The organism is uncultured Campylobacter sp. (genome assembly GCF_937921625.1).
Classification (GTDB): domain Bacteria; phylum Campylobacterota; class Campylobacteria; order Campylobacterales; family Campylobacteraceae; genus Campylobacter_B.
On sequence record NZ_CAKZTI010000028.1, the window covers coordinates 25,596 to 52,058 of the forward strand.

General features: G+C 45.6%; 23 protein-coding genes. 19 read left to right on the forward strand and 4 right to left on the reverse strand.

All coding sequences use genetic code 11. The features are described from left to right. Nucleotides 1–17: 17 nt before the first annotated feature. The 12 genes from fabZ (at nt 18) to Q0101_RS04400 (ending at nt 15,676) form a co-directional block, all read left to right on the forward strand. The gene (gene fabZ / locus Q0101_RS04345) at nt 18–467 is read left to right on the forward strand and encodes a 3-hydroxyacyl-ACP dehydratase FabZ (RefSeq protein ID WP_177386946.1); all 450 of its coding nucleotides are present in this window, start codon (nt 18–20) and stop codon (nt 465–467) included. Further along, nucleotides 467–1,255 carry an acyl-ACP--UDP-N-acetylglucosamine O-acyltransferase gene (lpxA, locus tag Q0101_RS04350; RefSeq protein ID WP_297942707.1) on the forward strand — a complete coding sequence of 263 codons (789 nt, stop codon included), beginning with the start codon at nt 467–469 and terminating at the stop codon, nt 1,253–1,255. Before fabZ ends, lpxA begins: the two co-directional genes overlap by 1 nt. Beyond that, the gene (gene clpX, locus Q0101_RS04355) at nt 1,255–2,493 is read left to right on the forward strand and encodes an ATP-dependent protease ATP-binding subunit ClpX (protein ID WP_297942709.1); all 1,239 of its coding nucleotides are present in this window, start codon (nt 1,255–1,257) and stop codon (nt 2,491–2,493) included. The genes lpxA and clpX overlap by 1 nt, the downstream gene beginning before the upstream one ends. Nucleotides 2,494–2,502: 9 nt before the next feature. Then, nucleotides 2,503–3,537, forward strand: coding sequence for a rod shape-determining protein (locus tag Q0101_RS04360; RefSeq protein ID WP_005869818.1), 1,035 nt, complete (start codon nt 2,503–2,505; stop codon nt 3,535–3,537). Next, complete coding sequence (gene mreC / locus Q0101_RS04365) at nt 3,530–4,279, forward strand: rod shape-determining protein MreC (protein WP_297942711.1); 750 nt, start codon at nt 3,530–3,532, stop codon at nt 4,277–4,279. The genes Q0101_RS04360 and mreC overlap by 8 nt, the downstream gene beginning before the upstream one ends. Then, entirely contained in the window at nt 4,279–7,542 is a 3,264-nt protein-coding gene (gene carB, locus Q0101_RS04370) for a carbamoyl-phosphate synthase large subunit (protein ID WP_297942713.1), read from the forward strand. The genes mreC and carB overlap by 1 nt, the downstream gene beginning before the upstream one ends. A gap of 145 nt (nt 7,543–7,687) precedes the next feature. Next, nucleotides 7,688–9,244: a type I restriction-modification system subunit M gene (locus tag Q0101_RS04375; protein ID WP_297942715.1), complete on the forward strand. Its 1,557-nt coding sequence runs from the start codon at nt 7,688–7,690 to the stop codon at nt 9,242–9,244. Next, nucleotides 9,241–10,233: a RhuM family protein gene (rhuM, locus tag Q0101_RS04380; RefSeq protein ID WP_297942717.1), complete on the forward strand. Its 993-nt coding sequence runs from the start codon at nt 9,241–9,243 to the stop codon at nt 10,231–10,233. The genes Q0101_RS04375 and rhuM overlap by 4 nt, the downstream gene beginning before the upstream one ends. Continuing rightward, complete coding sequence (locus tag Q0101_RS04385) at nt 10,230–10,895, forward strand: restriction endonuclease subunit S (RefSeq protein ID WP_297942719.1); 666 nt, start codon at nt 10,230–10,232, stop codon at nt 10,893–10,895. The genes rhuM and Q0101_RS04385 overlap by 4 nt, the downstream gene beginning before the upstream one ends. Further along, complete coding sequence (locus Q0101_RS04390; protein WP_297942721.1) at nt 10,882–11,469, forward strand: restriction endonuclease subunit S; 588 nt, start codon at nt 10,882–10,884, stop codon at nt 11,467–11,469. The genes Q0101_RS04385 and Q0101_RS04390 overlap by 14 nt, the downstream gene beginning before the upstream one ends. Next, entirely contained in the window at nt 11,469–12,560 is a 1,092-nt protein-coding gene (locus Q0101_RS04395; RefSeq protein WP_297942723.1) for an AAA family ATPase, read from the forward strand. Before Q0101_RS04390 ends, Q0101_RS04395 begins: the two co-directional genes overlap by 1 nt. Before the next feature lie 20 nt (nt 12,561–12,580). Beyond that, on the forward strand, nt 12,581–15,676 hold the full coding sequence (locus Q0101_RS04400; RefSeq protein WP_297942724.1) for a type I restriction endonuclease subunit R: 3,096 nt from the start codon (nt 12,581–12,583) through the stop codon (nt 15,674–15,676). Nucleotides 15,677–15,790: 114 nt separating this feature from the next. Here Q0101_RS04400 and Q0101_RS04405 read toward each other — a convergent pair whose 3' ends face one another. After that, a complete protein-coding gene (locus Q0101_RS04405; RefSeq protein ID WP_297942726.1) occupies nt 15,791–16,027 on the reverse strand; it encodes a hypothetical protein in 237 nt (78 codons plus the stop codon). A 118-nt stretch (nt 16,028–16,145) separates the two neighbouring features. Further along, a complete protein-coding gene (locus Q0101_RS04410; RefSeq protein ID WP_297942728.1) occupies nt 16,146–17,036 on the reverse strand; it encodes a peptidylprolyl isomerase in 891 nt (296 codons plus the stop codon). 84 nt (nt 17,037–17,120) lie between these two features. Here Q0101_RS04410 and gltX point away from each other — a divergent pair, with 84 nt between their 5' ends. The 7 genes from gltX to Q0101_RS04445 all read left to right on the forward strand — a co-directional run bounded on the left by gltX (nt 17,121) and on the right by Q0101_RS04445 (nt 24,848). Continuing rightward, the gene (gene gltX / locus Q0101_RS04415; protein ID WP_297942730.1) at nt 17,121–18,500 is read left to right on the forward strand and encodes a glutamate--tRNA ligase; all 1,380 of its coding nucleotides are present in this window, start codon (nt 17,121–17,123) and stop codon (nt 18,498–18,500) included. A 1-nt stretch (nt 18,501) separates the two neighbouring features. Next, nucleotides 18,502–19,758, forward strand: coding sequence for a malic enzyme-like NAD(P)-binding protein (locus tag Q0101_RS04420; protein WP_297942732.1), 1,257 nt, complete (start codon nt 18,502–18,504; stop codon nt 19,756–19,758). Between the two features lie 44 nt (nt 19,759–19,802). Then, complete coding sequence (locus Q0101_RS04425) at nt 19,803–21,251, forward strand: nicotinate phosphoribosyltransferase (protein WP_297942734.1); 1,449 nt, start codon at nt 19,803–19,805, stop codon at nt 21,249–21,251. After that, nucleotides 21,244–21,615, forward strand: coding sequence for a hypothetical protein (locus Q0101_RS04430; protein ID WP_297942736.1), 372 nt, complete (start codon nt 21,244–21,246; stop codon nt 21,613–21,615). The genes Q0101_RS04425 and Q0101_RS04430 overlap by 8 nt, the downstream gene beginning before the upstream one ends. A gap of 77 nt (nt 21,616–21,692) precedes the next feature. Further along, nucleotides 21,693–22,385 carry an MqnA/MqnD/SBP family protein gene (locus tag Q0101_RS04435; RefSeq protein WP_297942738.1) on the forward strand — a complete coding sequence of 231 codons (693 nt, stop codon included), beginning with the start codon at nt 21,693–21,695 and terminating at the stop codon, nt 22,383–22,385. After that, on the forward strand, nt 22,382–23,740 hold the full coding sequence (gdhA, locus tag Q0101_RS04440) for an NADP-specific glutamate dehydrogenase (protein ID WP_297942739.1): 1,359 nt from the start codon (nt 22,382–22,384) through the stop codon (nt 23,738–23,740). Before Q0101_RS04435 ends, gdhA begins: the two co-directional genes overlap by 4 nt. Nucleotides 23,741–24,116: 376 nt before the next feature. Next, a complete protein-coding gene (locus tag Q0101_RS04445; RefSeq protein ID WP_297942741.1) occupies nt 24,117–24,848 on the forward strand; it encodes a DUF4197 domain-containing protein in 732 nt (243 codons plus the stop codon). A 476-nt stretch (nt 24,849–25,324) separates the two neighbouring features. Here Q0101_RS04445 and Q0101_RS04450 read toward each other — a convergent pair whose 3' ends face one another. Together Q0101_RS04450 and Q0101_RS04455 are read right to left on the reverse strand one after the other, a co-directional pair. Further along, the gene (locus Q0101_RS04450; protein ID WP_297942743.1) at nt 25,325–25,597 is read right to left on the reverse strand and encodes a hypothetical protein; all 273 of its coding nucleotides are present in this window, start codon (nt 25,595–25,597) and stop codon (nt 25,325–25,327) included. 63 nt (nt 25,598–25,660) lie between these two features. Further along, nucleotides 25,661–26,458: a hypothetical protein gene (locus tag Q0101_RS04455; protein ID WP_297942745.1), complete on the reverse strand. Its 798-nt coding sequence runs from the start codon at nt 26,456–26,458 to the stop codon at nt 25,661–25,663. Nucleotides 26,459–26,463: the final 5 nt, after the last annotated feature.

The following is a 26,463-nucleotide window of genomic DNA, read 5'->3' on the forward strand; positions in this document are numbered from 1 at the left end:
CTAAAAAAGGCAGATCAATGATAGATATAAACGAAATCCTCTCCATCCTACCTCATCGTTTTCCGTTTTTGCTGATAGATCGCGTCGAAGAGCTCAGCATAGGCGAAAGCATCAAGGCCTATAAAAACGTAACCTACAATGAGCAGATCTTTCAGGGTCACTTCCCAGGCCATCCGATCTATCCGGGCGTAATGATAATCGAGGGCTTAGCGCAGGCGGGCGGCGTGCTGGCGTTTAAGAGCATGGAGAAAGAGGGCGTCGATCTAAGCGACAAGGTCGTGTATTTTATGAGTATCGACAACGCTAAATTTAGAAACCCGGTTCGCCCAGGCGACAAGCTTGAGTATCGCATCAGCGTAATCAAACACCGCGGACGTATCTGGGTGCTAAAGGGCGAAGCCTACATCAACGATGGCGCCACATTGGCCGCGCAGGCGGAACTTCAAGCGATGATAATGGATAAATGATGGCTAAAGTTCACCACACGGCGATCATCGAGGACGGTGCGCAGATCGGAGCTGAGGTCACGATCGAGCCGTATGCTTTCGTAAGCGCGCAGGCTAAAATCGCAGACGGCTGCACGATCAAGCAGGGCGCGCGCATCATCGGAGATACTCAAATCGGCGAGAACTCTAAAATTTTTTCATACGCTATCGTGGGTGAAATTCCGCAGGATATGAGCTTTGAAGATGGCGAGCGCACGGGGCTAATCATCGGCAAAAACGCTACGATTCACGAGTTTTGCACGATCAGCTCGGGCTCGCATAAGGGCGACGGATTTACGCGCATCGGCGATAATCTCTTTATGATGGCGTATTGCCATATCGCGCACGATTGCGTGCTGGGCAGCAACATAATCTTAGCCAATAACGCCACGCTCGCAGGCCACGTCGTAATGGGCGATTATGCCGTTATAGGCGGGCTTACCCCCGTACATCAATTCGTTCGTATCGGCGAGAGCTGCATGATCGCAGGCGCTAGCGCGCTTAGTCAGGACGTGGTGCCGTTTTGTTTAGCCGAGGGAAATCGCGCCTATATTCGCGGGCTAAATTTAACGGGCATCCGCCGCCGCTTCGATAAAGAGACGGTCGAGACGATAAATCGGGCGTATAAATTTTTATTCAACCAAGGCGGGGGTTTAAAGGAGCAGGCGCAAATTTTATTAAACGAAACGAGCGATCAAAACGTGCGCAAGATGTGCGAGTTTATAATCAACACAAAACGCGGAATTCCGCTAGATAAAGGTAAAATTTAATGGCAAATAAGTGCAGTTTTTGCGGTGAGACGGGCGCAGACGGGCGTCGTATCTATCCTAACGACGACGGTACGGCAGCTATCTGTAGCTATTGTATCGATATGGCATACGCCGCTATCCACGGCAGCGAGGGTCAAAATGAGGCGATACAAAATCAAAATAAAGAGATCGATTTCGAGGCTATCAAGCCAAAGGCGCTGATGGAGGTGCTAAACCGCTACGTCATCGGCCAGGAGCGCGCTAAGAAAATTTTTAGCGTCGGCGTTTACAACCACTATAAAAGAATTTTCAGGCAGACCGACGCGAAGGGCGACGATACCGAAATTTCAAAATCAAATATCTTGCTTATCGGGCCTACCGGCAGCGGTAAGACACTTATGGCGCAGACCTTGGCGAAATTTTTGGACGTGCCGATCGCCATTAGCGACGCTACGAGCCTAACGGAAGCGGGCTACGTCGGCGAGGACGTAGAAAACATCCTCACCCGCCTTTTACAGGCCGCGGACGGCGACGTAGAAAAGGCGCAGCGCGGTATCGTGTTCGTAGATGAGATCGATAAGATCGCGCGGATGAGCGAAAACCGCAGTATCACGCGCGACGTAAGCGGCGAAGGGGTACAACAAGCGCTTCTTAAGATCATCGAAGGGAGCGTCGTAAATATCCCTCCCAAGGGCGGCCGCAAGCATCCGAATCAGGACTTCATACAGATCGATACTACTAATATCCTATTCGTCTGCGGCGGTGCGTTCGATGGGCTAAACGAGATCATCAACCGCCGCATCGGGCAGAATGTGCTCGGGTTTAACCAAACCAAGCGCAGCAAGAAAGAGAGCTTAAATTTGCTAAACATGGTCGAGGCCGACGATTTGGTGCATTACGGCATAATTCCCGAGCTCATCGGGCGCTTGCACGTAGTGGCTACGCTAAATGAGATCGACGAAAAGGCGATGGTTAGAATTTTAACCGAGCCGAAAAACGCGATCTTAAAACAATATCAAAAGCTCTTTGCGATAGACGGCGCAAATTTAAAATTTGACGACGACGCGCTAAACGAGGTTGCGAGCCTGGCGATAAAGCGCAAAACCGGTGCACGCGGACTTCGCAGCATAATCGAGGAGATCATGATCGATATTATGTTCGATCTGCCTGAGCTTAAGGGCTATGACGTCATTATCTCCAAAGAGGTCGTAGACGGCGTTTCTAAGCCGATACTTGTAAAACAAAATTTAACTGCATAAAGGGGATAAATGTTACTTGATTCGATTCTAGGATTATTTTCTAGGGATATGGGCATCGATCTAGGCACGGCAAATACGCTCGTGCTGCTAAAAGATAAAGGTATCATCATCAACGAGCCAAGCGTCGTCGCGGTACAAAACGAACGCTACGGCAAGCAAAGGATCATCGCCGTGGGCGCCGAGGCTAAAGAGATGCTCGGGCGAACTCCTGGCGATATTGAAGCGGTGCGCCCGATGAAGGACGGCGTTATCGCGGATTTTGATATGACGGAGAAGATGATTAGGTATTTCATCGAAAAGACCCACAAGCGCCGTTTTTTCGTAAGCCCGCGCATCATCATCTCGGTTCCTTACGGGCTAACTCAGGTCGAGCGTAAAGCCGTGCGCGAAAGTGCTATGATAGCGGGCGCGCGCGAGGTTTATCTAATCGAAGAGCCGATGGCTGCAGCGATCGGTGCGGGACTTCCCGTAAATGAAGCGCGCGGTTCGCTGGTCGTGGATATCGGCGGTGGTACCACAGAGATTGGCGTTATCTCTTTGGGCGGTATTATTAGCGCCAAATCCGTTCGCGTCGCGGGCGATAAGATCGACGCAAGCATCGTTAATTACGTCAAAGAAAAATATAGCCTACTCATATCCGAGCGCGCCGCCGAGGAGATCAAGATCAAGATCGGCACGGCGGTACAACAGCAAAAAGATCTTACATACACGGTCAAAGGAAAAGACCAGATTAGCGGGCTTTTAAGCTCGGTCGATCTTACGAGCGAGGACGTTAGAGAGGCGATCAAAGACTCAATCAGAGAGATTGCCGATGCGTTAAAATTTGTCCTTGAGAGCATTCAGCCAGAAGTCGCCGCCGACATCGTCGAAAACGGCGTCGTGCTAACGGGCGGCGGTGCGCTCATTCGCGGATTAGATAAATATCTAAGCGACACCGTAAAGCTTCCGGTTTTCGTCGCGGACGAGCCGCTGCTTTGCGTCGCAAACGGCACTGGAAAAGCCCTAGAAGAGATCAAATCGCTAAAACAAGCGGCAAATGACTAATCTCAAACTCCTCCTCGTCGCGGTTTTGCTGGTAGCCGTTTCGCTTACGTTCGGCTCGTATATCCACGGCAAATTTATCGGATTTGCAGGAGGAATTTTAGAGGTTTATTACGGCGTGAGTGATCGGGTAAAAAGCGCTGTGAACGAGCATTTTAACCAGGCAGAGACGATCAAAGCTCTACGAGAAGAAAACGCCGAGCTAAAAAAATCGGCGATGCTACTTAGTACGTTCGCGGGCGAGCTGAATAAAATTTTGATCGATAAAAACAGCTCCATTTATGAGCCCAAAGTCCAGCTCGTAAAGGCGTTGAGCTACGCGAATCTAAACGACTACAACAAATTCTTTGTAAATTTTGAAAATTTTAACCCAAACAAAATTTACGGTCTCATCAGCGAGGGCAAGACCGCAGGGATTTTAGTAAATAAAGACGGGCGCCCGCTTGCGATCTTACAGCGCGACGAAAAGAGCAACTTCTCCGTTTTCATAGGAGATGCTCAAATTCCTGGCGTCGCAGGCGGCGAAAATAACGAGCTCGTAGTTAGATATATCCCGCAATGGCTTGATCCTAAGGTAGGCGACGAGGTCTTTACGAGCGGGAAAGATGAAATTTTCTTTGCCGGCGTGCCAGTAGGGAAAGTCAAAGAGATTCAAAGCGGGAAGCTATACAAAAGCGCCGTCGTAGAGCCCTATGTGAGCTCCGAGATGCCGGCGTTTTTGTATGTCGTTACAAAGGAAAATTGATGCCCAAAAGAGATGATATTAAGACGATTTTACTGATCGGCAGCGGTCCGATCGTAATCGGTCAGGCGTGCGAGTTCGATTACAGCGGCACGCAGGCTGCCAAGACGCTAAAGAGCCTCGGATACCGCGTAGTGCTAATAAACTCTAACCCCGCTACTATTATGACCGATCCCGATTTTGCCGACGCTACCTATATCGAGCCGATCACCAAAGAGAGCATTTTACGTATCATAAAGCGCGAGGGCGTCGATGCGATCCTGCCTACGATGGGCGGACAGGTCGCGCTAAACGTCGCGATGCAGGCTTACGAAAGCGGCGAGCTAGCAGGGGTGAAATTTCTAGGCGCCAAGCCTGAAGCGATAAAAAAAGGCGAGGATAGGGTAAAATTTAAAGAGGCGATGATTAAGATCGGAATGGATCTGCCTAAATCCAAATATGCTTACAACATCGAAGAGGCGATGGCTGCGGCGAATGAGATCGGCTTTCCGCTCATTATCCGCGCTAGCTACACCCTGGGCGGAGCTGGTAGCGGCGTAGCGTACAATATCGACGAGTTTAAAGAGGTCGCGCAAAATGGGCTAGATGTAAGCCCGATAAATGAAATTTTGATCGAAGAGAGCCTGCTTGGATGGAAAGAGTTCGAAATGGAAGTGATCCGCGATCATAAGGACAACTGCATCATCGTCTGCTCGATCGAAAATTTTGACCCGATGGGGGTGCATACGGGCGATAGCATCACGGTTGCGCCCGCCCTGACGCTTACCGATAAAGAGTATCAAAGGATGCGCGACGCGAGTTTTAAAATTTTACGCGAGATCGGCGTGGATACGGGCGGCAGTAACGTGCAGTTTGCGGTAAATCCACAAACGGGGCGGATGATCGTCATCGAGATGAACCCGCGCGTAAGCCGCAGCTCGGCTCTCGCGTCCAAAGCTACGGGCTATCCGATCGCCAAGGTCGCTACGATGCTGGCGGTGGGCTTTAGCCTGGATGAGATCAAAAACGATATCACCGGCACGCCCGCGAGCTTTGAGCCGGTGATCGATTACATCGTGACTAAAATTCCGCGCTTTGCGTTTGAAAAATTCCCCGGCGCAAACCCCTATCTGGGCACCGCTATGAAAAGTATCGGCGAGGTGATGGCGATCGGGCGCAGCTTTAAAGAGAGCATCCAAAAAGCGCTGTGCTCGCTGGAGAAGGGCTACTTCGGCTTCGTAGAATTAAATTTGAGCGAAAAAGATCTCATCTTCGGGCTTCGCAACGCGCAGCAAGATAGAATTTTATATATCGCTCAGGGCTTTAGAGCGGGTATGAGCGTGGATCAAATTTACGAGCTTAGCAAGATCGATCGCTGGTTTTTGAGCCAGATCGAGCAGATCGTAAAATTTGAAGAGCGCATCGATATGGAGATCATCAACGACGCGGCGCTTTTAAGGCAGGCCAAGAGCTGGGGTTTTAGCGATAAGATGATCGCAAATTTGATCAACAAAAAGGACAATCTGGGCCTTACGCAAAACGATATCCATTTTGCCTGCGCCAGACAGGGTATCGACCTTGAATACAACGAAGTAGATACCTGTGCGGGCGAGTTTGCGGCGCTTACCCCGTATCTGTACTCCAGCACCAACATAACGCCCGCCATTGCAAGCCGTAAAATTTCAAAAGATAATAAAAAAGTCCTCATCATCGGCGGCGGTCCGAACCGCATCGGGCAGGGCATCGAGTTTGACTACTGCTGCGTGCACGCCAGCTACGCTCTGCGCGATATGGGCATCACCACGATAATGTATAACTGCAACCCCGAAACCGTCAGCACCGACTACGACACGAGTGATATTTTATACTTCGAGCCGATCGATTTCGAGCACGTTAGAGCGGTCATCGAGGCTGAAAGCCCGGACGGCGTGATCGTGCATTTCGGCGGCCAAACGCCGCTAAAGCTCGCCAAGCGTCTAAGCACCGTGGGAGCCAAGATCATCGGCACGAGCGCGCGCACGATAGACGTAGCGGAGGACCGCAAGAAATTTAGTGAGTTTATCGCAAGCATCGGCGTTAAGCAGCCGAAAAACGATACCGCCATAAGCGAAGCCGAAGCGATCGAAAAGGCCGCAGCGATCGGCTATCCGGTGCTTGTGCGCCCTAGCTACGTGCTCGGCGGTCGCGCGATGCGGCGCGTGCATAGCGAAGCCGAGCTTAGGCTGTATATGAGCGAAGCCGTGAGCGTGAGCCACCACTCGCCGGTGCTGATAGATAAATTTTTACTTGACGCGACCGAGCTTGATGTGGATGCGATCTGCGACGGACGCGACGTGTATATCGGCGCGATAATGGAGCATATTGAAGAGGCGGGCATCCACAGCGGCGATAGCGCGAGTATTCTGCCGCCGCTTAGCTTAAGCGCGGAGATGATCGATCTGGTAAGTCGCCAAACCAAAGAGATCGCGCTAAATCTCGGCGTCGTGGGGCTTATGAATATTCAATTCGCGATTTTTGAAAACGAGCTTTACATCATCGAGGTAAATCCGCGCGCGAGTCGCACCGTGCCGTTTGTGAGCAAGGCGACCGGAATTCCGATGGCTAAGGTCGCTACCCGCGTAATGTGGCAAGGGGGTCTGCGCGAGGCTTTGAAATTTTACGACGAGTTCGGCGTGCTGGTCGAAGAGAAGGGAATTTTAAAGCCGCGTATTAAAAACCATATCTGCGTAAAAGAGAGTGTCTTTCCTTTCAACAAGCTTGCGGGCGCGGATCTGATCTTGGGGCCCGAGATGAAAAGCACCGGCGAGGTGATGGGTATCGGCGAAAATTTCGCCAAAAGTTTCGCTAAATCTCAAATTGGCGCGAGCAACGCGCTTCCAAGCGGCGGCAAGGTATTTTTGTCTCTAGCCGATCATGACAAGCTGCGAGCCGTGGAGCTTGTGCGCGCGTTTACGGATGCGGGCTTTAGTATCGCGGCTACGAGTGGCACTCACAAGCTGCTGAGAGAAAACGGCGTAGAGTGCGAGTTTGTCTATAAAATCAGCGAGGGTCGCCCAAATATCGAGGACAAGCTCAAAAACGGCGAAATTTCGCTCGTCATCAACACTAGCGACAGCAAATCAAACTCTACCGACGCCGCGAAGATCCGCCAGAGCGTACTGCGCTTTAGACTGCCGTATTTTACGACGATGAAGGCGGCGATCGCCGCTACGCGCTCAATCTGCTCGATAAAGGACGACTCTGCGCTTGAAGTTAAAACGCTGCAGGAGTATCTAAGCGGAAGGTAGCGCGAGCAGCCTTCTGCCGGCACCATGCTGCGATGAAATTTTAGGAAGCGAAATTTTGCTGCGAAAATTAAAGTATGGAATTTCTAAATTTTATCGGTAGCCCCCCCCATTCTATATGCATAAATTTTTTAGGAGATACTATTAAATGAGCGAAGAGACACAACGCAAGGCCTTGCAAAACCAAATTTGGAGTATTGCAAATGAAGTAAGAGGCGCTGTTGACGGCTGGGACTTTAAGCAATACGTCCTAGGTACGTTGTTTTATAGATATATTAGCGAAAATTTTACGGATTATATAGAGGGCGACGACGATGATTTTGACTATGCAAGTTTGTCTGACGATTCACCAGAACTTGAAGCGATAAAGCATGATACCATTGTAACAAAGGGATATTTTATCTACCCTAGCCAGCTATTTAAAAATGTATTAAAAAATGCCGATAATAACGCAAATTTAAACACTGATTTAGATCAAATTTTTAAAAGTATCGAAGGCTCAGCAGTCGGATATGAGTCGGAGCAGGACATAAAGGGTCTTTTTGCTGATTTTGATACTACGAGCAATCGGTTAGGAAACAGCGTTACCGAGAAAAACAGGCGACTCACAGCGGTTTTAAAGGGTATAGCCGAACTTGATTTCGGCGATTTTAAGAACAACCATATCGATCTTTTCGGCGATGCGTACGAGTTTCTTATCTCGAACTATGCCGCAAATGCAGGCAAATCTGGCGGCGAGTTTTTTACTCCTCAAAATGTCTCAAAGCTCATCGCCACGCTTGCCATGTACGGACAAGAGCGCGTAAATAAAATTTACGATCCGGCATGCGGTTCTGGTTCGCTGCTTTTGCAGGCTAAAAAGCGTTTTGACAAACATGAGGTTGAAGATGGATTTTTCGGTCAGGAGATAAATCACACTACATACAACCTAGCGCGTATGAATATGTTTTTACACAACGTTAACTACTCTAAATTTCACATAGAGCTTGGCGATACGCTACTAGATCCAAAGCTTAGCGATGATAGGCCTTTTGACGCTATCGTTTCAAATCCTCCTTACTCCATCAACTGGATCGGTAGCGACGATCCGACGCTCATAAACGATCCTAGATTTGCTCCTGCGGGCGTTCTTGCGCCAAAAAGCAAGGCGGATTTTGCCTTTATCTTGCACGCACTCAGCTACCTTTCGGCAAAAGGCAGAGCCGCGATAGTTAGTTTCCCGGGCATTTTTTATAGAGGCGGTGCGGAAAAAAAGATCCGCGAATATCTCGTAAAAGAAAATTTTGTCGAGACCGTCATCGCGCTCGCCCCAAATCTTTTTTATGGCACTCCGATAGCTGTTAATATCCTTGTTCTTTCAAAGCATAAAACAGAGACTAAAACGCAGTTTATAGATGCTAGCGGGTTTTTTGAAAAAAGAACAAACAACAACGTCCTAGCTGACGAACACATTGCGAAAATAATAGAAATTTTTGGTAAAAAAGAAGATATCGCCCATGTATGCGCACTCGCAGATAATGAAAAAATAGTCCAAAACGATTACAATCTAGCCGTAAGCTCTTATGTCGAGGCAAAAGATACACGCGAGGTTATCGACATAAACGAGTTAAATTTACAGATAAAGCAGACCGTGGCTAAAATCTCAAATTTGCGCGAACAAATCGACGAAATCGTTGCGGAAATAAATTCGGGCAGCGAAATATGAAAGCTATTATTTACACGACAAGCGATGGCAAGTCAAGATTTTCTTTGCAAAAATTTGATGAACAGCTTTGGCTGACGCAACTTGAAATCGCGGAACTTTACCAGACGACCAAACAAAATATTAGCAAGCATATAAAGGCTATTTTTTTAGAAAATGAGATAGATGAAAAAGCAACTGTCAACTTTCAGTTGACAGTTCAAAATGAAGGCGGGCGCAATATAAAGCGTAAAATGGCTTATTATCCTTTGCCTTTGATTATAGCCGTAGGTTACCGCGTGCGTTCATCTCGCGGTACGCAGTTTCGTCAGTGGGCGACGCAATGCTTAGGAGAATATATAAAAAAGGGTTTTGCGCTTGACGACGAACGCTTAAAAGGCACGGGCGGCGGCGATTATTTCAAAGAGTTGCTTGAACGCATTCGCGATATCCGTAGTAGCGAAAAAGCGATGTATCGCCAAGTACTCGACCTTTACGCCACTAGCTACGACTACGATCCAAAAAGCGACGAGAGTATTAAATTTTTTAAAATAGTTCAAAACAAGCTTCATTACGCCGTTAGCGAGCAAACCGCCTCCGAGATTATTTTTAGTAGAGTAAACGGAGATAAAGAATTTATGGGGCTTACAAATTTTAAAGGCCAAATGCCGACGCTAAACGAGGCTAAAACGGCGAAAAATTACCTAAGCGAGGATGAACTTTTTAGATTAAATCGCTTGGTTTCGGCGTTTTTCGATCTTGCCGAGGTGAAGGCGCACGAGCGCGAGCCGATGTATATGAGAGACTGGATAAGCGAGCTGGATAAATTTAGCGTAACTTACGGCAAAGGCGTTTTGCAAAATGCTGGCTCGGTAAGTCATAGCGAGGCTATGAAAAAAGTTGACACCGAATATGCAAAATACCGACAAAACAACCTAACTCCGGTCGAGAAAGAATATATAAACGCCGTCAAAAGTATAAATTTAAAGCTAAAAGACAAAGGCAAGAAATGAGTAAAATTTTTGATTTGATAAACGAGCTTTGTCCGCAAGGGGTGGAGTTTAGGGAGCTTGGAGAGATTGGTTATTTTTATGGTGGTTTAAACGGAAAAACAAAAGATGATTTTGTAAAACACGGTAACGTAAAATATATAACCTATATGAATGTTTTTTCAAATTTAAGTATAGATTTGAATGCGCTTGAATTTGTAAAAATAGAAAATAATGAAAGGCAAAATTTAGTTGCTTACGGCGATGTTTTATTTACAGGCTCGTCTGAAACTAGAAACGAATGTGGATTTTCATCTGTTCTTACTAAAAAACCAGAAGAACCAATTTATTTAAATAGTTTTTGCTTTGGCTTTCGTTTAAATGATTTAAGTTTATTTGAACCAGAATTTCTAAAATATATTTTTAGAAGTAAATTTCTGAGAGCACAAATTATTAAGACGGCCAATGGAGTAACTCGTTTTAATATTTCAAAAACAAAATTTCAAAAAATCAAACTCCCCGTACCTCCTCTGGAAGTACAGCGTGAAATAGTCCGCATTTTGGACTGTTTCACGCTGCTTACAGCAGAGCTTACAGCAGAGCTTACAGCTAGGAAAAAGCAATACGAATTTTATCGCGACTTTCTTTTAAGCTTTGACGAGCTCAATAAAAATGGGGGGGTATGAACTAAAAACACTTAGGAGCATTGCAGACTACTCGAGCGATAGAATTAAATTTGACTCTTTAAATGAGCTAAATTACGTCGGCGTGGAAAATTTGCTTCAAAATAAAGCAGGGAAAGTATCGTCAAAATACGTTCCGGCGAGCGGAAATTGTACTAAGTTTGAAAGCGGCGATATTTTGATAGGCAATATTCGTCCTTATTTAAAGAAAATTTGGCAAGCTGACTGCACTGGTGGAGCAAGTGGCGACGTTTTGGTTTTGCGTTTAAACGACGAAAGCGTCAATTCTAGATATTTGTATCAAATTTTGGCTGATGATAAATTTTTCGATTATAATATGAAAAATGCAAAAGGCGCAAAAATGCCACGAGGAAATAAGAATGCTATTTTGGAATATAAAATCCCTGTTCCATCACTACCAACCCAGCGCAAAATCGTCGAAGTCCTTGACAAATTCGATACGCTCGTGAACTCTATAGCCGAGGGCCTTCCGTGTGAGATAAAGCTAAGACAAAAGCAGTATGAATATTACAGAGAAAGGCTATTAAGCTTTACGGAAATTAAAAAGGAGATATAGTGTTTATAGGTACTCTTAATGAGATAGCTAGCCAGCTTAAAAGTGCAAATGAGAAAGCACAGCTAATTTATGCTTTTAACGGTACGGGCAAGACTCGTTTATCTGTAGAATTTAAAAATTTAATAGAATCAGGAGCCGATGAAAACAGTGACTCTGACCAAAAGAAAATTATTTATTATAATGCTTTTACGCAGGATTTATTTTATTGGGATAACGATATAGAAAATGATGTCGAGCCAAAATTAAAAATACAACCGAATTCTTTTACTAGCTGGGTATTTCAAGAACAAGGATTGGATAAAGAGGTTATTGATACTTTTCAGCTTTATGTAGGTAAAAAGCTTGAACCTAGATTCGATGCAAATTTTTCAGAAGTTTCTTTTTCTTTTATAGATGACAATGCCTCCGAAGATAATATTAAAATTTCAAAAGGAGAAGAAAGTATTTTTATTTGGAGTATTTTTTATGTATTAATAAGGCAAGTAATAAATGAATTAAATATAGCGGAACCAGATAATCGATCAACTCACGAATTTGATGATCTGGAATATTTTTTTATAGATGATCCAGTTAGTTCGCTGGACGAGAACAATCTAATAGAAATAGCTGTGAATTTAGCTGAGAGAATAAAGGGGAGCAAATCTGATATAAAATTTATCATTACTACGCATAATCCCCTATTTTATAATGTTTTGCACAATGGACTAAATGCCTATAAATTTGTTTTAAAAAACAATGAAGACGGGGTGTATATTTTAGAAGAACAAGAAAACGATTCGCCCTTTGCTTATCATCTGTATTTAAAAGCCGAGATAGAAAAAGCCATTGAGAGCAATCAAATCAAGAAGTACCATTTTAATTTTCTAAGAAATATTTTGGAAAAGACTTCTACTTTTCTTGGTTATAAAAGCTGGGGCGATCTCTTGCCGAATACTCCAGGCGGAGATTCAAAACCGTATGAAACAAGACTGATTAATATTTCAAGTCATTCTAAACATTCTGCCGAAGAGAGTGTTGAGCCAAACGATAACGACAAAAGAGTATTAGGATTTTTAATTCAGGAAATTAGCTCAATATACCATTTTAAATAAGAAACTAACAAAGGAAGAAAATGACCGAAATCAAGCCGATAGCCGAGAGTAAAAATTTCATAGTCCTGGACGTTTATGAAAAAATCATCCAGCCGTCAACCTACCAAAGCGAAGCGGATATGGAGCGCGAGCTGATAAACGATCTAGTTGCACAAGGCTACGAATATGCAAAAGAAATAAATTCTCCTGCAAAGCTGTTAGAAAATTTAAAACAGCGACTGGAAAGCCTAAACGAGGTTAAATTTACGTCATCTGAATGGACTAGGTTTCTTAGCGAATATCTCGACGCGCCAAACGACGGAGTGAATGAAAAGACTCGCAAAATCCAAGACAATCACATTTATGATTTTGTTTTTGATGATGGGCATATACAAAATATCTACCTTCTCGATAAGAAAAATATCGCGCGAAATAGCGTGCAAGTCGTTAATCAATTCGAGCAAACGGGATCGTTTGTCAATAGATACGACGTTACTATTTTGATTAACGGATTACCGCTCGTGCAAATCGAACTAAAAAAGCGCGGCGTGGCGATAAGAGAAGCGTTCAATCAAATCCACCGCTATGCCAAAGAGAGCTTTAATACGTCAAATTCGCTATTTAAATACCTGCAAATTTTTGTTATCTCAAACGGCACGGATACGCGTTACTTTGCAAATACCACAAAACGCGACAAGAGTAGTTTCGATTTTACTATCAACTGGGCGGATTCTAAAAATTTGCCAATTAGGGACATAAAGGACTTTACTGCGACTTTTTTAGCGAAAAATACGCTTTTAAGCGTGCTAATAAAATACTGCGTATTTGATGCGAGCGATACGCTGCTAATCATGCGTCCGTATCAGATCGCAGCAACCGAGCGTATATTGTGGAAGATAAATAGCTCGCATCTTAGCAAATGCTATGCAAAGCCGGAGGGCGGTGGATATATCTGGCATACGACAGGATCGGGCAAAACTCTAACTAGCTTTAAGGCAGCAAGGCTCGCTACTCAGCTTGATTTTATAGATAAGGTCTTTTTCGTAGTAGATCGTAAGGATCTAGACTATCAGACGATGAAGGAGTATCAAAAATTTCAAAAAGATAGCGTAAATGGCTCCGCAAGCTGCGCCGAACTAAAACGAAATACGGAAAAAGAGGACGGCAAAATAATAGTAACGACCATACAAAAGCTAAATAATCTAATGAAAAGCGAAAGCGAGCTGGCCGTATATCAAAAGGAGGTCGTTTTTATATTTGACGAGTGCCACCGCTCGCAGTTTGGCGAGGCACAGAAAAATTTAAAGAAAAAATTTAAGCGATTTTTCCAGTTCGGTTTTACTGGTACGCCGATATTTCCGCAAAATGCGTCAGGGGCGGAGACGACGCAAAGCGTATTTGGAAGCGAGCTTCACTCGTATATATTAACCGATGCCGTACGAGACGAAAAAGTGCTTAAATTTAAGGTTGATTATAACAACGTAAGACCTAAATTTAGAGAATTTGAGACCGAAAAAGATGAGCTAAAACTAAGCGCTGCGGAGAGTAAAGAGGCATTTTTGCACCCTGATCGTATAAAAGAGATTTCGCAGTATATCCTGGATCGTTTTAGGCAAAAAACGCACCGACTAAACGCAAGCGGTAAAGGCTTTAACGCTATGTTTGCAGTAAGCTCTATCGAGGCCGCGAAGCTATACTACGAGGCGTTTAAAAATTTACAAAAAGATAAAGAGCGACCGCTAAAAGTAGCAACGACTTTTTCATTTTCGCAAAACGAGGAGCAGGGTGTTATAGGTGAGATAGCAGACGAAAATTTTGAGCCAGAGACGATGGATATGAGCTCAAAAGAATTTCTAAATGTGGCGATAAAAGATTATAACGCCTATTTTAGGACGAATTTTAGCATCGAGGGCAGGTCGTTTCAGGACTATTACCGCGACTTGAGTGAACGCATGAAAAAGCAAGAAGTCGATTTGCTCTTGGTTGTGGGCATGTTTTTAACAGGGTTCGACGCACCTACGTTAAATACGCTATTCGTAGATAAAAATTTACGTTATCACGGGCTTATGCAGGCTTTTTCACGTACGAATAGAATCCTAGACGCCACTAAGACCTTTGGCAATATCGTGACTTTTAGAGACTTGCAGCAAGCTACGATCGATGCCATCACGCTTTTTGGTAAAAACAGTACCAAAAACGTAATTTTGGAAAAAAGCTATAAGGAATATATGCAGGGCTTTACCGATGCTGCTACCGGCGAGGCCAGACGAGGATTTCTAGAAGTTGCGAGCGAGCTTGAGGCGCGCTTCTCAGATCCTAACGCAATAGAAACGCAAAAGGATAAAAAGGATTTTGTTAAGCTTTTTGGCGAGTATCTTCGCGTAGAAAATGCTCTGCAAAACTATGACGAATTTGCGGCGCTGCAGGCTCTGCAAGGGGTAAATTTGAATGATGAGAATGCCGTGCGCGAATTTAAAGAAAAATTTTATCTAAGCGAAGAGGATTTGCAGGAGATGCAAAGCATAAAAGTGCCCAGCGTGCGAGCGCTCCAAGACTACCGCTCTACCTATAACGATATAAGAGACTGGCTAAGAAAAGAAAGAGCGGGCGAGCAAAAAGAAGCACAAAAAATAGACTGGGACGACGTAGTCTTTGAGATTGACCTACTCAAGTCGCAGGAGATAAATTTAGATTACATTCTAGGATTGATATTTGAGCATAACAAAAAGATCAAAGATAAAGTTGCACTCGCTGAGGAGATCCGCCGAATCATACGCGCCAGCCTAGAAAATCGCTCAAAAGAGGGGCTGATAGTGGACTTTATAAATAATACCGATTTGGACGAGTTAAAAGATAGAGCTGGCGTTGTTGAGGCATTTTTTAAATTTGCAAAAGGCGAGATGTTGCACGAAGCAAAAGAACTGATTGGCTCGTTAAATTTAAATGAAAATGCTGCAAAAAGGTATATTAGCGCGTCGTTAAAACGCGGATATGCTAGCGAAAGCGGAACTGATTTAAACGAAATTTTACCTAAAATGAGTCCTCTAAATCCAAAGTATCTAAGCGTGAAGCAAAATGTTTTTGAAAAAATCGCCTTTTTTGTGGATAAATTTAAGGAAGTCGGTATTGAGGTTTAGGCACGACTTAATTTGGATGTATTATTTTGTACTATATAAGCGATGCAAATAGGCGTTTTATGCGTTTAGATTATATTTTTACAGACGAAAATTATTAGAAAAATTGTTGTTGAGTTATAAAATATATTGCATTGAAAACAAAGAAGTATAATTTGTGTCAATACGATGATGTAGATTCGTATAAATTTTAAAATTTAGCTCCTCGCCGCTGTTGTTATCGCTCCAAACGGCGACGAGTTTTGAGGCGGCATCGATGTGGGAGCAAAATTTACTCGCGCCAAAGTCCGCAGCGCTTATGCCGCTACTTCTAGGATCACTTTTAAGTTCGGTAAAATTTTTGATAGTTATCACCACGAAGCCTTTAAATTTTATCAAAATTTTACGCGCGAGCGGATAAGCTGCGCGCTTACCCTTGCGTTATCGGCGTTAAATTCTATAAAATTTAATGCGCGGCATCGGATTTTAAAATTTACCGCCTTTTTTGCACTTTAACTTTCGGAGCGGTTTTTGTGCCTTGCGCTTTTGCCTGTGGGCGCTCGATAATGCGGATATTGGCATTTGAGCGGAGCCTATCGTTGAACTCGGTGATCGCTTTTTTGCGCTCAGAGGTCACGTAGCCCTCGATCGCTCTGTCTTGCACGCTGTCAAAATCAAGCGTACGAAGCCCTTTTTTGTCGTTTACGTAAAACATCTCGTAGCCGTTTCGCGTAGGAATGATCGGCGAGAATTTGCCCTGTTCGACGTTCGTGACGATGTATTTGAGCCCCTCATCCATTTGGTTTGCTTTTAGGGTTCCTTGCATCACGTAAACATCGCTCGGACGGAGCTTCGGATTTGCGCGGATCTTATCGAGCGGAGCTTGCGATTTTGCGATATAGCGGGTGAGCGTGATGCTGTCGAAAGTCGTGAATAATGAACTATTTTGGCTATAGAATTTTTTGACATTTTCAGGGGTCGTGCGGTGCTGCACTTCAGAAAAGATCGAACCGTAGAGCTTTTCTTCAAGCAGTGTGCGGCGGACATTTGCTTTAAAGTCATCGTAGTTTATACCTTGCTTTTGCACAGCGGTTTTGAGCTGGTCTAAGCTAAGCTTATTTTGATCGGCGATTGCTTTGAGTCTCGCGTCGATCTCCGCGTCATTTACCGCGATGCCGCGGCGTTTAATCTCGGATTGTTGCAGCTTTTGCCCGATTAAAATTTCCATCGCGGCTTGCGGCGAAGCGCCCGTTAGCTTTTGCACTTTGGCTAGTTCGTAGCCGGTGATCGGCTCATTATCTACCACGGCGATGACGCCGTTTACTATTTCGGCATTTGCACAAACAGCACAGATCATTGCGGAAAAAAGCAGTTTCTTTATCATTTTTAACCTTTATTTAGTCTTTTTGCTTTATAATTACAAGATCGCGATTATAACATTAAATGGTAATTTTTGCAAAGGAATTTTATGATAGTAACTCGTTTTGCGCCGAGTCCTACGGGATATTTACATATCGGCGGACTTAGAACGGCACTTTTTAGTTATCTTTACGCTAGGGCAAACGGCGGCAAATTCCTGTTGCGTATTGAGGACACTGATCTGAAGCGCAATTCGCAGGAGGCTGCTAAGGCAATCGAGGAAGCCTTTAAGTGGTGCAATCTAGACTATGACGGGCAGATCGTGTATCAAAGCTCACGCTTCGATCTTTACAAACAATATGTCCAAAAGCTGCTAGATGAGGGCAAGGCATACAAATGCTATATGAGTAAGGACGAGCTGGATGAGCTGCGCGCGCAGCAGGAAGCTCGCAAAGAGCGCCCGCGCTACGATAATCGCTATCGCGACTTTACCGGCACGCCGCCTGCTGGGATCGAGCCTGTAGTGCGTATAAAAGCCCCGCTTAGCGGCATGATAGAATTTAACGACGGCATAAAGGGCGAGATAAAATTTAATGCCGCCGATATTTTGGACGATTTCATCATCGCGCGCTCCGACGGCACGCCTACGTATAACTTCACGGTCGTGATAGACGACGCGCTGATGGGCGTCACAGACGTGATCCGCGGCGACGATCATCTAAGCAACACCCCGAAGCAGATCGTGCTGTATAATGCGCTAGGCTTTAAAATCCCGAAATTTTACCACGTCGCGATGATCAACGGCACCGACGGCAGCAAGCTAAGCAAACGCCACGGCGCTACCGACGTGATGGAGTACAAACGCATGGGCTATCTGCCGCAGGCTCTGCTAAATTTTTTAGTGCGCCTGGGCTGGAGCCACGGGGATGATGAAATTTTTAGCATGGAGGAGATGAAGCGATACTTCGATCCTAACCATATTAGCAAGAGCGCTAGCACCTTCAATCAAACCAAGCTCGAGTGGCTAAATGCGCATTATATTAAAAACTCGAGCGATGATGAGCTTGCCATGCAGCTTGTGGAATTCGGCGTCGATATACGCTCGCATGCGAAAAAACATCTCATCGCCCAGCAGTACAAACAGCGCGCAAAGACGCTAGTGGAGATGGCCGAGGGCATTAAAATTCTTCTAAACCGCCCGAGCTGCTATGACGAGAAGGCGTATAAGAAATTTGTAACCGAAAGTTCGCTAAGCTTACTCGCAAAATTTTCGGATACTCTAAGCGCAAATTTAAATGCAAAGGAGTGCGAGGAAAGGACGATGGGATTTTTGGACGTAAACGGCGCCAAGCTAAAGGATCTTGCTCAGCCGCTGCGCGTTGCGATCACGGGAGGAAGCGTAAGTCCGTCGATTTTTGAAATTTGTGAAATTTTAGGAAGCGACGAAGTTAAAACGAGAATTTCAAATTTAATCAAAAAAGGATTATAAAATGGCTAAAGTAAACGTTGAAGCGGCTTTGAAGTACCACATAGGCGGTAAAATCGGAACGAATGTAAAAACCCCGTGCGCTACGGCGGAGGATTTGGCGCTTGCATATACGCCGGGCGTCGCAGAGCCTTGCAAGGTGATCGAGAATGATCACGAAGCCGCGTTTAAATACACTAATAAAGCCAATCTCGTAGCCGTCATCACTAACGGCACGGCGGTTTTAGGCCTCGGAGATATCGGCGCGATCGCCGGAAAGCCCGTAATGGAGGGCAAGGCGGTTTTATTTAAAAAATTCGGCGGCGTAGATGCCTTCGATATCGAGATCGACGAAAAAGATCCTAAAAAGATAATTGAAATTTGCAAAGCGCTTGCGCCTACGTTCGGTGGTATAAATTTAGAGGATATTAAAGCTCCCGAGTGCTTCGAGATTGAGCGCGAGCTACAAAAAGCCGTCGATATCCCCGTCATGCACGATGATCAGCACGGCACCGCGATGATTACGGGTGCAGGGTTAATCAACGCCGCTATCATCAGCGGCAAAAAGATCGAGGATATGAAGATTGTAGTTAGCGGCTCGGGCGCTGCGGGCATCGCGTGTGCGAAGATGTATCAAAATTTAGGCGCTAAACATATCATAATGCTCGATTCCAAAGGGGTGATCCACAAGGGCCGCACCGATCTTACCGAGCAAAAGAAAGAATTTGCCCTAGACACCGCAGATCGCACGCTAGAGGATGCGATGAAGGGCGCGGATATGTTTTTAGGACTTAGTAAGCCGGGCGTTTTAACCAAAGAGATGGTAAAGACTATGGCGCCGCATCCGATCATTTTTGCGCTTGCAAATCCGGTACCGGAAATTTATCCGAGCGAGGTGGAGGAAGTAAGAAGCGACGCGATCGTAGGCACCGGCAGAAGCGACTTTGCAAATCAGATCAATAACGTTTTGGGCTTTCCGTATATCTTCCGTGGCGCGCTTGACGTAAGAGCCAAAAAGATTACGGAAAATATGAAAATTGCGGCCGCTCGTGCGATGGCGGATCTTGCTCGCGAAGAAGTTCCTGCAGAAATCCGCAAGATGCTGGGCAAGGATAACTTAAAATTCGGTAAAGACTACGTGATCCCAAATCCTTTCGATCCGCGCGTATTTGCCGTGATCTCGACGGCCGTCGCAAAAGCTGCGGTAGATGACGGCGTCGCTCGCGTCAAAGAGTTCGACGCTGCAGCTTATAAAAAGAGCCTAGAAGCTAAAAAGCTATGATTCCTTGCTCCTGCGCGAGGCGAGATTAAATTTAAGAGGCGTAAATGAAAGATTTGGCTTTACTTACCGATTTTTATCAGCTTAGTATGATGCAGGGCTATTTTTTTACGAAGCCCGATCAGACAGCGGTTTTTGACGTTTTTTATCGTAAAAACCCAAGCGGCGGCGGTTACGCGATATTTTGCGGCTTAAACGAGGTCGTGGATTATATCGAAAACTTAAAATTTAGCGAGGACGACATCGCGTATCTAAAAAGTTTAAATTTCTTTAAGCCGGAATTTTTGGAATTTCTAAGAGGCTTTAAATTTAGCGGCGAAATTTACGCAATGGACGAGGGGCAGATCGTATTTCCGCACGAGCCGCTGATCCGCGTCAAGGCAAACATTATGGAAGCGCAGCTCATCGAGACCGCGATCCTAAATACGATAAATTTCCAAACTCTCATCGCTACGAAAAGCTCGCGCATAAACTTTAGCGCCAAAGGTGATTCGGTGATGGAGTTTGGCTTGCGCCGCGCTCAGGGGCGAAGCGCCGGTATCTACGGCGCAAAGGCTGCGATTATAGGCGGTTGCAGCGCCACGTCAAACGTGCTCGCCGCAAAGAAATTTGACGTCCCTGCGATCGGCACTCACTCGCACTCGTGGATTCAGAGCTTTGATAGCGAGCTGGAGGCGTTTCGCGCTTACGCCGAAATTTATCCGGATAGCGCGCTTCTGCTCGTCGATACCTACGATACGCTCGCAAGCGGCGTGCCGAATGCAATCAAGGTTTTTGAGGAGCTGCGCGCAAGCGGTCATAAGCCGCTTGGAATCCGCATAGATTCGGGCGATCTGGAGTATCTAACCAAACAGGCGCGCAAGATGCTCGACGCAGCAGGCTTTAATGACGCAAAGATCACTGCGTCGAATGATCTGGACGAATACGCGATTGATCAGCTCAAGCTTTTCGACGCTAAAATCGATAGCTGGGGGATCGGCACGAGGCTTATTACCGGCGGAGACAGTTCGAGCCTCGGCGGCGTGTATAAACTAAGCGGTATCGAAAAAGATGGTGAGATCGTGGCTAAGATCAAAATTTCAAACGATCCGCGCAAGATCAATAATCCCGGCTACAAACAGGTCTTTAGGCTCTACGACAAAGATAACGGCATGGCGCTTGCCGATCTTATCGTGCTTGATGACGAGAGTATAGACGAGAGCGCGCCGCTTGAAATTTTTCACCCGCTTTACACCTACAAACGCAAAATTTTAACGAATTTCAGCGCGCATAAGCTCTTACGCCCCGTTTTCAAGGAGGGCAAATTCGTAGGCATGCGCCGCACGGTAAGCGAGATCGCGCGTTTTAGCAAGGAGCAGAAGAGCAAATTTTGGCTCGAGCACCTTCGCAACGTCCATCCGCAAAGCTACAAAGTGGATCTCTCTCAAAAGCTTTGGGATATCCGAAAATCACTCATCAACGAGTGTAACCTAAATTTAAAGGAGAAATATGTTTAAAGTTCTATCGTGCGCCGCTTTGGCGTTAGTTTTGCTAGGATGCGGCTCAAACCAGCTCCGCCAATCCCCGGATAGCGCTATGAATAAGCAAGCACAGAGCGAAAAAACCATAACTCAAGAGAACGCAAAGACCTTCTATTTCGTCGATGAGCAGGGCAAAAAACTTTCGCTTAGCTCAAACGACGATTTTAATACCGCCGTGCTAGAGGACGATAGCGGCAAAAGCTACAACCTCAAGCGCGAGCGAGCCGCAGACGGCATCTATATGGAGAACAAAGACGGAGTGAGCATCCACTTCAAAAAAGGTGAGGGCATAGTGGAGTTTAGCAAATACAAATCCATCCCGATCACCGAGGTCAAATAAATCCTGAAATTTTTTGGTTAAATTCCGATTTAGCGCCGGAATTTGACCTCTTTTCTGCGCTAAATTCGGAGAAAGTTATGTTACTAGGCAAAATCGATTATCTAAATTTGCTCCCATTTCACGTATTTTTAAAATCCCTTCCGCTGCCGTCTTATGTTAAAAAATCGATAGAATTTAAAAAAGGGGTGCCGAGCAAGCTCTGCGCCGATCTTTATAGCCGCAGGATAGACGCTGCGGTGATCTCAAGCATCGAAAGCCGCCGTGCAAAATACTGCAAGCTGCCTCTGGGAATCGTTGCAAAGCGCGAAGTGCTAAGCGTGCTCGTTCGCAAAAACTCGGCGCCCAGGCTTGATCCTGCGTCGATGAGCTCAAATATGCTAGCCCGCGTGCTGGATCTTAGCGGCGAGGTGCTGATCGGCGATAATGCTCTAAAGGCGCTGCTTTCGCAGGGCGGGGATAAATTCTACGATCTTGGCAAAATTTGGCAGCAGCGTACGGGCTTGCCCTTTGTTTTCGGGCGGCTGTGCTGCGTGAAAAATGATAAAATTTACTCACGCCTGGCGACGAAATTTTTGCGTTCGCACATTAAAATTCCAAGATATATCCTGCAGAGCTACGCTCTTTCGCGCGGCATAAAAGAGCGCGAAATTTTAAATTATCTGAAATTTATCGGTTATGAGATCGGCGTCCGCGAGGAGCTGGCTCTGAAAAAATTTATCGCTAAAGCCAAAAAATTAAAATTTAATCCGGTTCAAAAGGAGGAACTATGAAGTCTTACATCGATGACTTGCTGCTAAATTTAAAGCGCGCCAATCCCGGTCAGGAGGTCTTTATCCAGGCATCGACCGAAATTTTATACTCGCTCATACCGCTTCTAAAGCGCGACGAGCGATACGTGAAAAATAAAATTTTAGAGCGTATTTTGGCGCCCGAGCGCACGATGATGTTTCGCGTCGTCTATATGAGCGACGGCGGCGAGCCCTGCGTGCATACGGGATATCGCATAGAGTTCAACTCCGCTCTGGGTCCTTATAAAGGCGGCCTGCGCTTTCATCCGAGCGTAAATTTGGGCGTTTTAAAATTTTTAGGGTTTGAGCAAATTTTTAAAAATTCCCTCACGGGTCTTAATATCGGCGGCGCAAAAGGCGGCGCAAATTTCGATCCCAAGGGCAAGAGCGACGGCGAGATTATGAGATTTTGTCAAGCTTTTATGTTAGAACTTCACCGCCTAATCAGCTCCAATACCGACGTGCCTGCGGGCGACATCGGCGTGGGCGGTCGCGAGATCGGCTATATGTACGGCGCGTATAAAAAGCTCACCCGCAGATTTGACGGCGCGCTTACGGGCAAAGGGCTAAGCTGGGGCGGCAGCCTCGCGCGCACCGAGGCTACGGGCTACGGCTCCGTGTATTTCGCAAACGAGATGCTCGCTACCAGAGGCGATTCGCTGCACGGCAAAATTTGCACGATCTCGGGCGCCGGCAACGTCGCGATCTACACAGCCGAAAAGCTATATCAAATGCAGGCTAAGCCCGTCACCGTGAGCGATTCTACGGGCTTTATCTATGATGCCGAGGGAATCGACGTGGCGCTGCTTAAAAAGCTAAAAGAGCAACTGCGCGTGGGGCTTTGCGAATATATCAAGGAGCGCCCTAGCGCAAAATTTATCCCCGTAAGCGCCTATCCCGCAGGCCGCAACGGCGTGTGGAGCGTGCCGTGCGACGCCGCGTTTCCGAGCGCTACGCAAAACGAGCTTAATCTGCAAGACGTAAAGACTCTCTATGCCAACGGATGTCGCATGGTTTGCGAGGGCGCGAATATGCCAAGCACGCTTGAGGCGATCGATTTTATGCTCGCGCAAAAAGACTTTCTTTTCGGTCCTGCCAAAGCGGCGAATGCGGGCGGCGTGGCTACAAGCGGGCTTGAGATGGCGCAAAACGCGCAGATGGCGTCGTGGAGCTTCGAACAGGTCGACGGCAAGCTGCGCGAGATCATGCGCCACATATTTCGTACCAGCTACGAGACCTCGAAGGAATTCGGCGCGGAGGGCAATCTCGTGCTGGGCTCGAATATCGCGGGCTTTCGCCGCGTAGCCGATGCGATGCTGGATCAAGGCCTGGTTTAGGTCTACTTATCGCGCCCAAAGTCGCAGCTCGCTTTTAAATTTAAGATTTTTAAATTTACGGCAAGCTTTTTGGCTGCTTTGATAAAATTTCAATCGTTTTCGCCGAGGATATAACCACTCATCGATATGCTTTGTGCGTCTTGCGTTGGCATCGTATGCGCTGCGTGAATTTTAAATGACGCTCAGGCGCAATGCGGTTTTAAAATTTTAGCTCGTCGTAGCAATGCTTTTAAAATTTAGCCTCGAAGCCGCTTTAAAATTTAGCCTAAAATTTTATCTCAGCTCGCCCGCGCAGCGCGTAAATTTAAACCGAGCACGGGCTGAGCGTTTACCGCAGTTTGGCATAATGGCACAAATTTTATCCAAAGGTTGCAATATGAAAAAATTTATGGTTTTACTCGCCGCTGCGTCGCTGTCGCTTGCGCATGCGGACGTTACGGATATCCTAAAGCAGGGCGCGGACGTGCTCGGTGCGACTCAGAGCGGAAACTATAAAGACCTGTTCGCTTCCGCTACGAACCGAGCCGCAAGCGAGCTCGCCAAGGGCTACATCCACAGCAAGACCGCTAAAATCGAGCTTCCTCCTTCGCTGAAGGCCGCTGCGAAGCTTGCGAGAAAGGTGGGCGGCGATAAATGGGAACGCGAGCTCGTCGTGAGTATGAACGATGCCGCTACCAAGGCGGTGAGCGGCGCATCAAAGATATTTTTGCAAGATCTGAAATCTATGAGCGATGCCGACGTTAAAAAGCTCATCGGCGGCGGCGACACGGCGCTTAGCGAGTATTTACAGAGCAAATCGGGCGCGAAGCTACGGGCGGTTTTCAGACCGATCGTAAGCGACATGATGAGCAAAAACAGCTTCGCGACGGCGTATAATGGGCTAAATTCCTTCGCACAAAATAAGATCGCGGGCAATGAAGCGGTGCAAAACATCGCGCGCGGACTGGGCGCGAGCGAGTATCTGCCTAAGCAGGGCGAGGATTTGAACGATTACATCACGCAAAAGACGCTGGATGGGCTGTTTGCGGTAATGAGGGAAAAAGAAAGCGCGCTTCGCGGCGGCGCCGTCGGCAAAGGTGCCGGGATTTTAGGCAAGGTGCTGAAATAAAGCTCGCGGCGAGGTTTTGGCGTAAATTTCGCCGTATAGCTACTTTCGGTTGCTTCGCGCTGCTGCCTGCGTAGTCTAAAGCTTCGCGCAAAGTGCCCGCTCGCGCGAAGCGACTGCTTGCATTAAAGCGAGCGCACGGCGAAATTTAGAAGTTCGTTTACCGCGCGCTTGGAGCCTGTTTGCTTTAGACGATAACCTTAGCGCGGAGTTTAGTCTGCGAAATTTGAAACTGTAAAATTTAGAAATTTAGCAAGACGCAAAGGATTTGAAATTTTAAAATTTCACGCGGAGTTTTAGAATTTTACGCGGTGTTTAGGTGTGCGCATAAATTAGCGTTTATATCTAAAATTTTAAAAAACGGCAAAGTATCGGGATAGCAGAGCGGTAACAGATAAGCGTGTAAGAGTAAAGCAAGAAAGCCATCTTGTAAATTTCGCTTCTTTCATATCTCTCTTTATTGTTTCGCAAAAACCGGTTTACTCATTAGTTCTATTATTTTCCGATTCCATTTTTCTTAATTCTTTAAGCGCTCTATTATGGACATTGGCTTGCTTGCAAACTCTACCTTCAGCAGCAATATATCTTACTAAATTTATATCATTTGTATCGATTGCTATCAATAATCTACCCATAAGCCTTTCCTCTACAAAAAACGTATAATCGCACTTTGCACACAAAGTACTTTCATAAATTATAAATAATAACAAAAGTACTACGGCGCAAATTATAAATTTTAATACTTTAACCATATTTTCTCCTTGTGTGTATTCTTGCCCGTATATATTGTTAATGTCGATTGGCGAGGCATTATATCACTTCTTATTTTTAAATTTAAATCTCTTTTGCTTAATCTTTATAAAATTTTCCAGTTGCTTATCGGTAAAATTTAAAACCTCTTTTCGATTTTGTAAATTTACATAGGTGTGCCTTATATCGCAGCAGCTATCAAAAATATATTTCCAATTTTTAATTAGCCAGTCTGCTTCTATTGTGTTTTTATCCGTTTCAAATAAAAACGGCAAAACCCATAAGCCCGCCTTGTAGCCGCTAATTACGATCAATTTTATAAAATTTACTCCATCATCGTCTTTTGCTTTTACTACGACAAAGCTTACATTTTTCTCATATGGATAGCAGGATTTTCTACACTCGATAATATCTCCGACTTTGATCTTTCCGCGAAATTTTAAGAGGGGAACGCTAAGCTTTTCTATCAAATTTGTCTTTATGCGTCTATTGCGTCCGAATTTATCCCTAGGTTTTGTCAGTCTGAAACCGGGGATCGCTTCGTCGCAATCTTCTTTGTAATATTTGAGTTCATCGCTACTAAGGTAATTATCGGAGCATATAAATACCTCCTGGGGGCTCGCATTGATGCCGAAATTTGCTAAATTACGAATCAATTGCTCCTTATCCACGACAAACCCCGCTTTGCTTGATAGCATCTCGCTAGGAAGTTCAAAATATCTGGTATTTTTTAAATTTAAAAGGCAAGGATTTTCTGTCCAGAAACATCGCTCATCGCAGACCATAAGCTCATCGTCGTTAAATTTTATAATATCGCCTCTTTGTAAATCATTGTCGAAGGTTGATATTGGTAAGATAGTCATTCAAA

Excerpts from the sequence above, each read along its gene's own strand:
- fabZ (WP_177386946.1), top strand. The coding sequence starts at position 18 with ATGATAGATATAAACGAAATCCTCTCCATCCTACCTCATCGTTTTCCG.
- lpxA (WP_297942707.1), top strand. The coding sequence starts at position 467 with ATGGCTAAAGTTCACCACACGGCGATCATCGAGGACGGTGCGCAGATC.
- clpX (WP_297942709.1), top strand. The coding sequence starts at position 1,255 with ATGGCAAATAAGTGCAGTTTTTGCGGTGAGACGGGCGCAGACGGGCGT.
- Q0101_RS04360 (WP_005869818.1), top strand. The coding sequence starts at position 2,503 with ATGTTACTTGATTCGATTCTAGGATTATTTTCTAGGGATATGGGCATC.
- mreC (WP_297942711.1), top strand. The coding sequence starts at position 3,530 with ATGACTAATCTCAAACTCCTCCTCGTCGCGGTTTTGCTGGTAGCCGTT.
- carB (WP_297942713.1), top strand. The coding sequence starts at position 4,279 with ATGCCCAAAAGAGATGATATTAAGACGATTTTACTGATCGGCAGCGGT.
- Q0101_RS04375 (WP_297942715.1), top strand. The coding sequence starts at position 7,688 with ATGAGCGAAGAGACACAACGCAAGGCCTTGCAAAACCAAATTTGGAGT.
- rhuM (WP_297942717.1), top strand. The coding sequence starts at position 9,241 with ATGAAAGCTATTATTTACACGACAAGCGATGGCAAGTCAAGATTTTCT.
- Q0101_RS04385 (WP_297942719.1), top strand. The coding sequence starts at position 10,230 with ATGAGTAAAATTTTTGATTTGATAAACGAGCTTTGTCCGCAAGGGGTG.
- Q0101_RS04390 (WP_297942721.1), top strand. The coding sequence starts at position 10,882 with ATGGGGGGGTATGAACTAAAAACACTTAGGAGCATTGCAGACTACTCG.
- Q0101_RS04400 (WP_297942724.1), top strand. The coding sequence starts at position 12,581 with ATGACCGAAATCAAGCCGATAGCCGAGAGTAAAAATTTCATAGTCCTG.
- Q0101_RS04410 (WP_297942728.1), bottom strand. The coding sequence starts at position 17,036 with ATGATAAAGAAACTGCTTTTTTCCGCAATGATCTGTGCTGTTTGTGCA.
- gltX (WP_297942730.1), top strand. The coding sequence starts at position 17,121 with ATGATAGTAACTCGTTTTGCGCCGAGTCCTACGGGATATTTACATATC.
- Q0101_RS04420 (WP_297942732.1), top strand. The coding sequence starts at position 18,502 with ATGGCTAAAGTAAACGTTGAAGCGGCTTTGAAGTACCACATAGGCGGT.
- Q0101_RS04425 (WP_297942734.1), top strand. The coding sequence starts at position 19,803 with ATGAAAGATTTGGCTTTACTTACCGATTTTTATCAGCTTAGTATGATG.
- Q0101_RS04430 (WP_297942736.1), top strand. The coding sequence starts at position 21,244 with ATGTTTAAAGTTCTATCGTGCGCCGCTTTGGCGTTAGTTTTGCTAGGA.
- Q0101_RS04435 (WP_297942738.1), top strand. The coding sequence starts at position 21,693 with ATGTTACTAGGCAAAATCGATTATCTAAATTTGCTCCCATTTCACGTA.
- gdhA (WP_297942739.1), top strand. The coding sequence starts at position 22,382 with ATGAAGTCTTACATCGATGACTTGCTGCTAAATTTAAAGCGCGCCAAT.
- Q0101_RS04445 (WP_297942741.1), top strand. The coding sequence starts at position 24,117 with ATGAAAAAATTTATGGTTTTACTCGCCGCTGCGTCGCTGTCGCTTGCG.
- Q0101_RS04450 (WP_297942743.1), bottom strand. The coding sequence starts at position 25,597 with ATGGTTAAAGTATTAAAATTTATAATTTGCGCCGTAGTACTTTTGTTA.
- Q0101_RS04455 (WP_297942745.1), bottom strand. The coding sequence starts at position 26,458 with ATGACTATCTTACCAATATCAACCTTCGACAATGATTTACAAAGAGGC.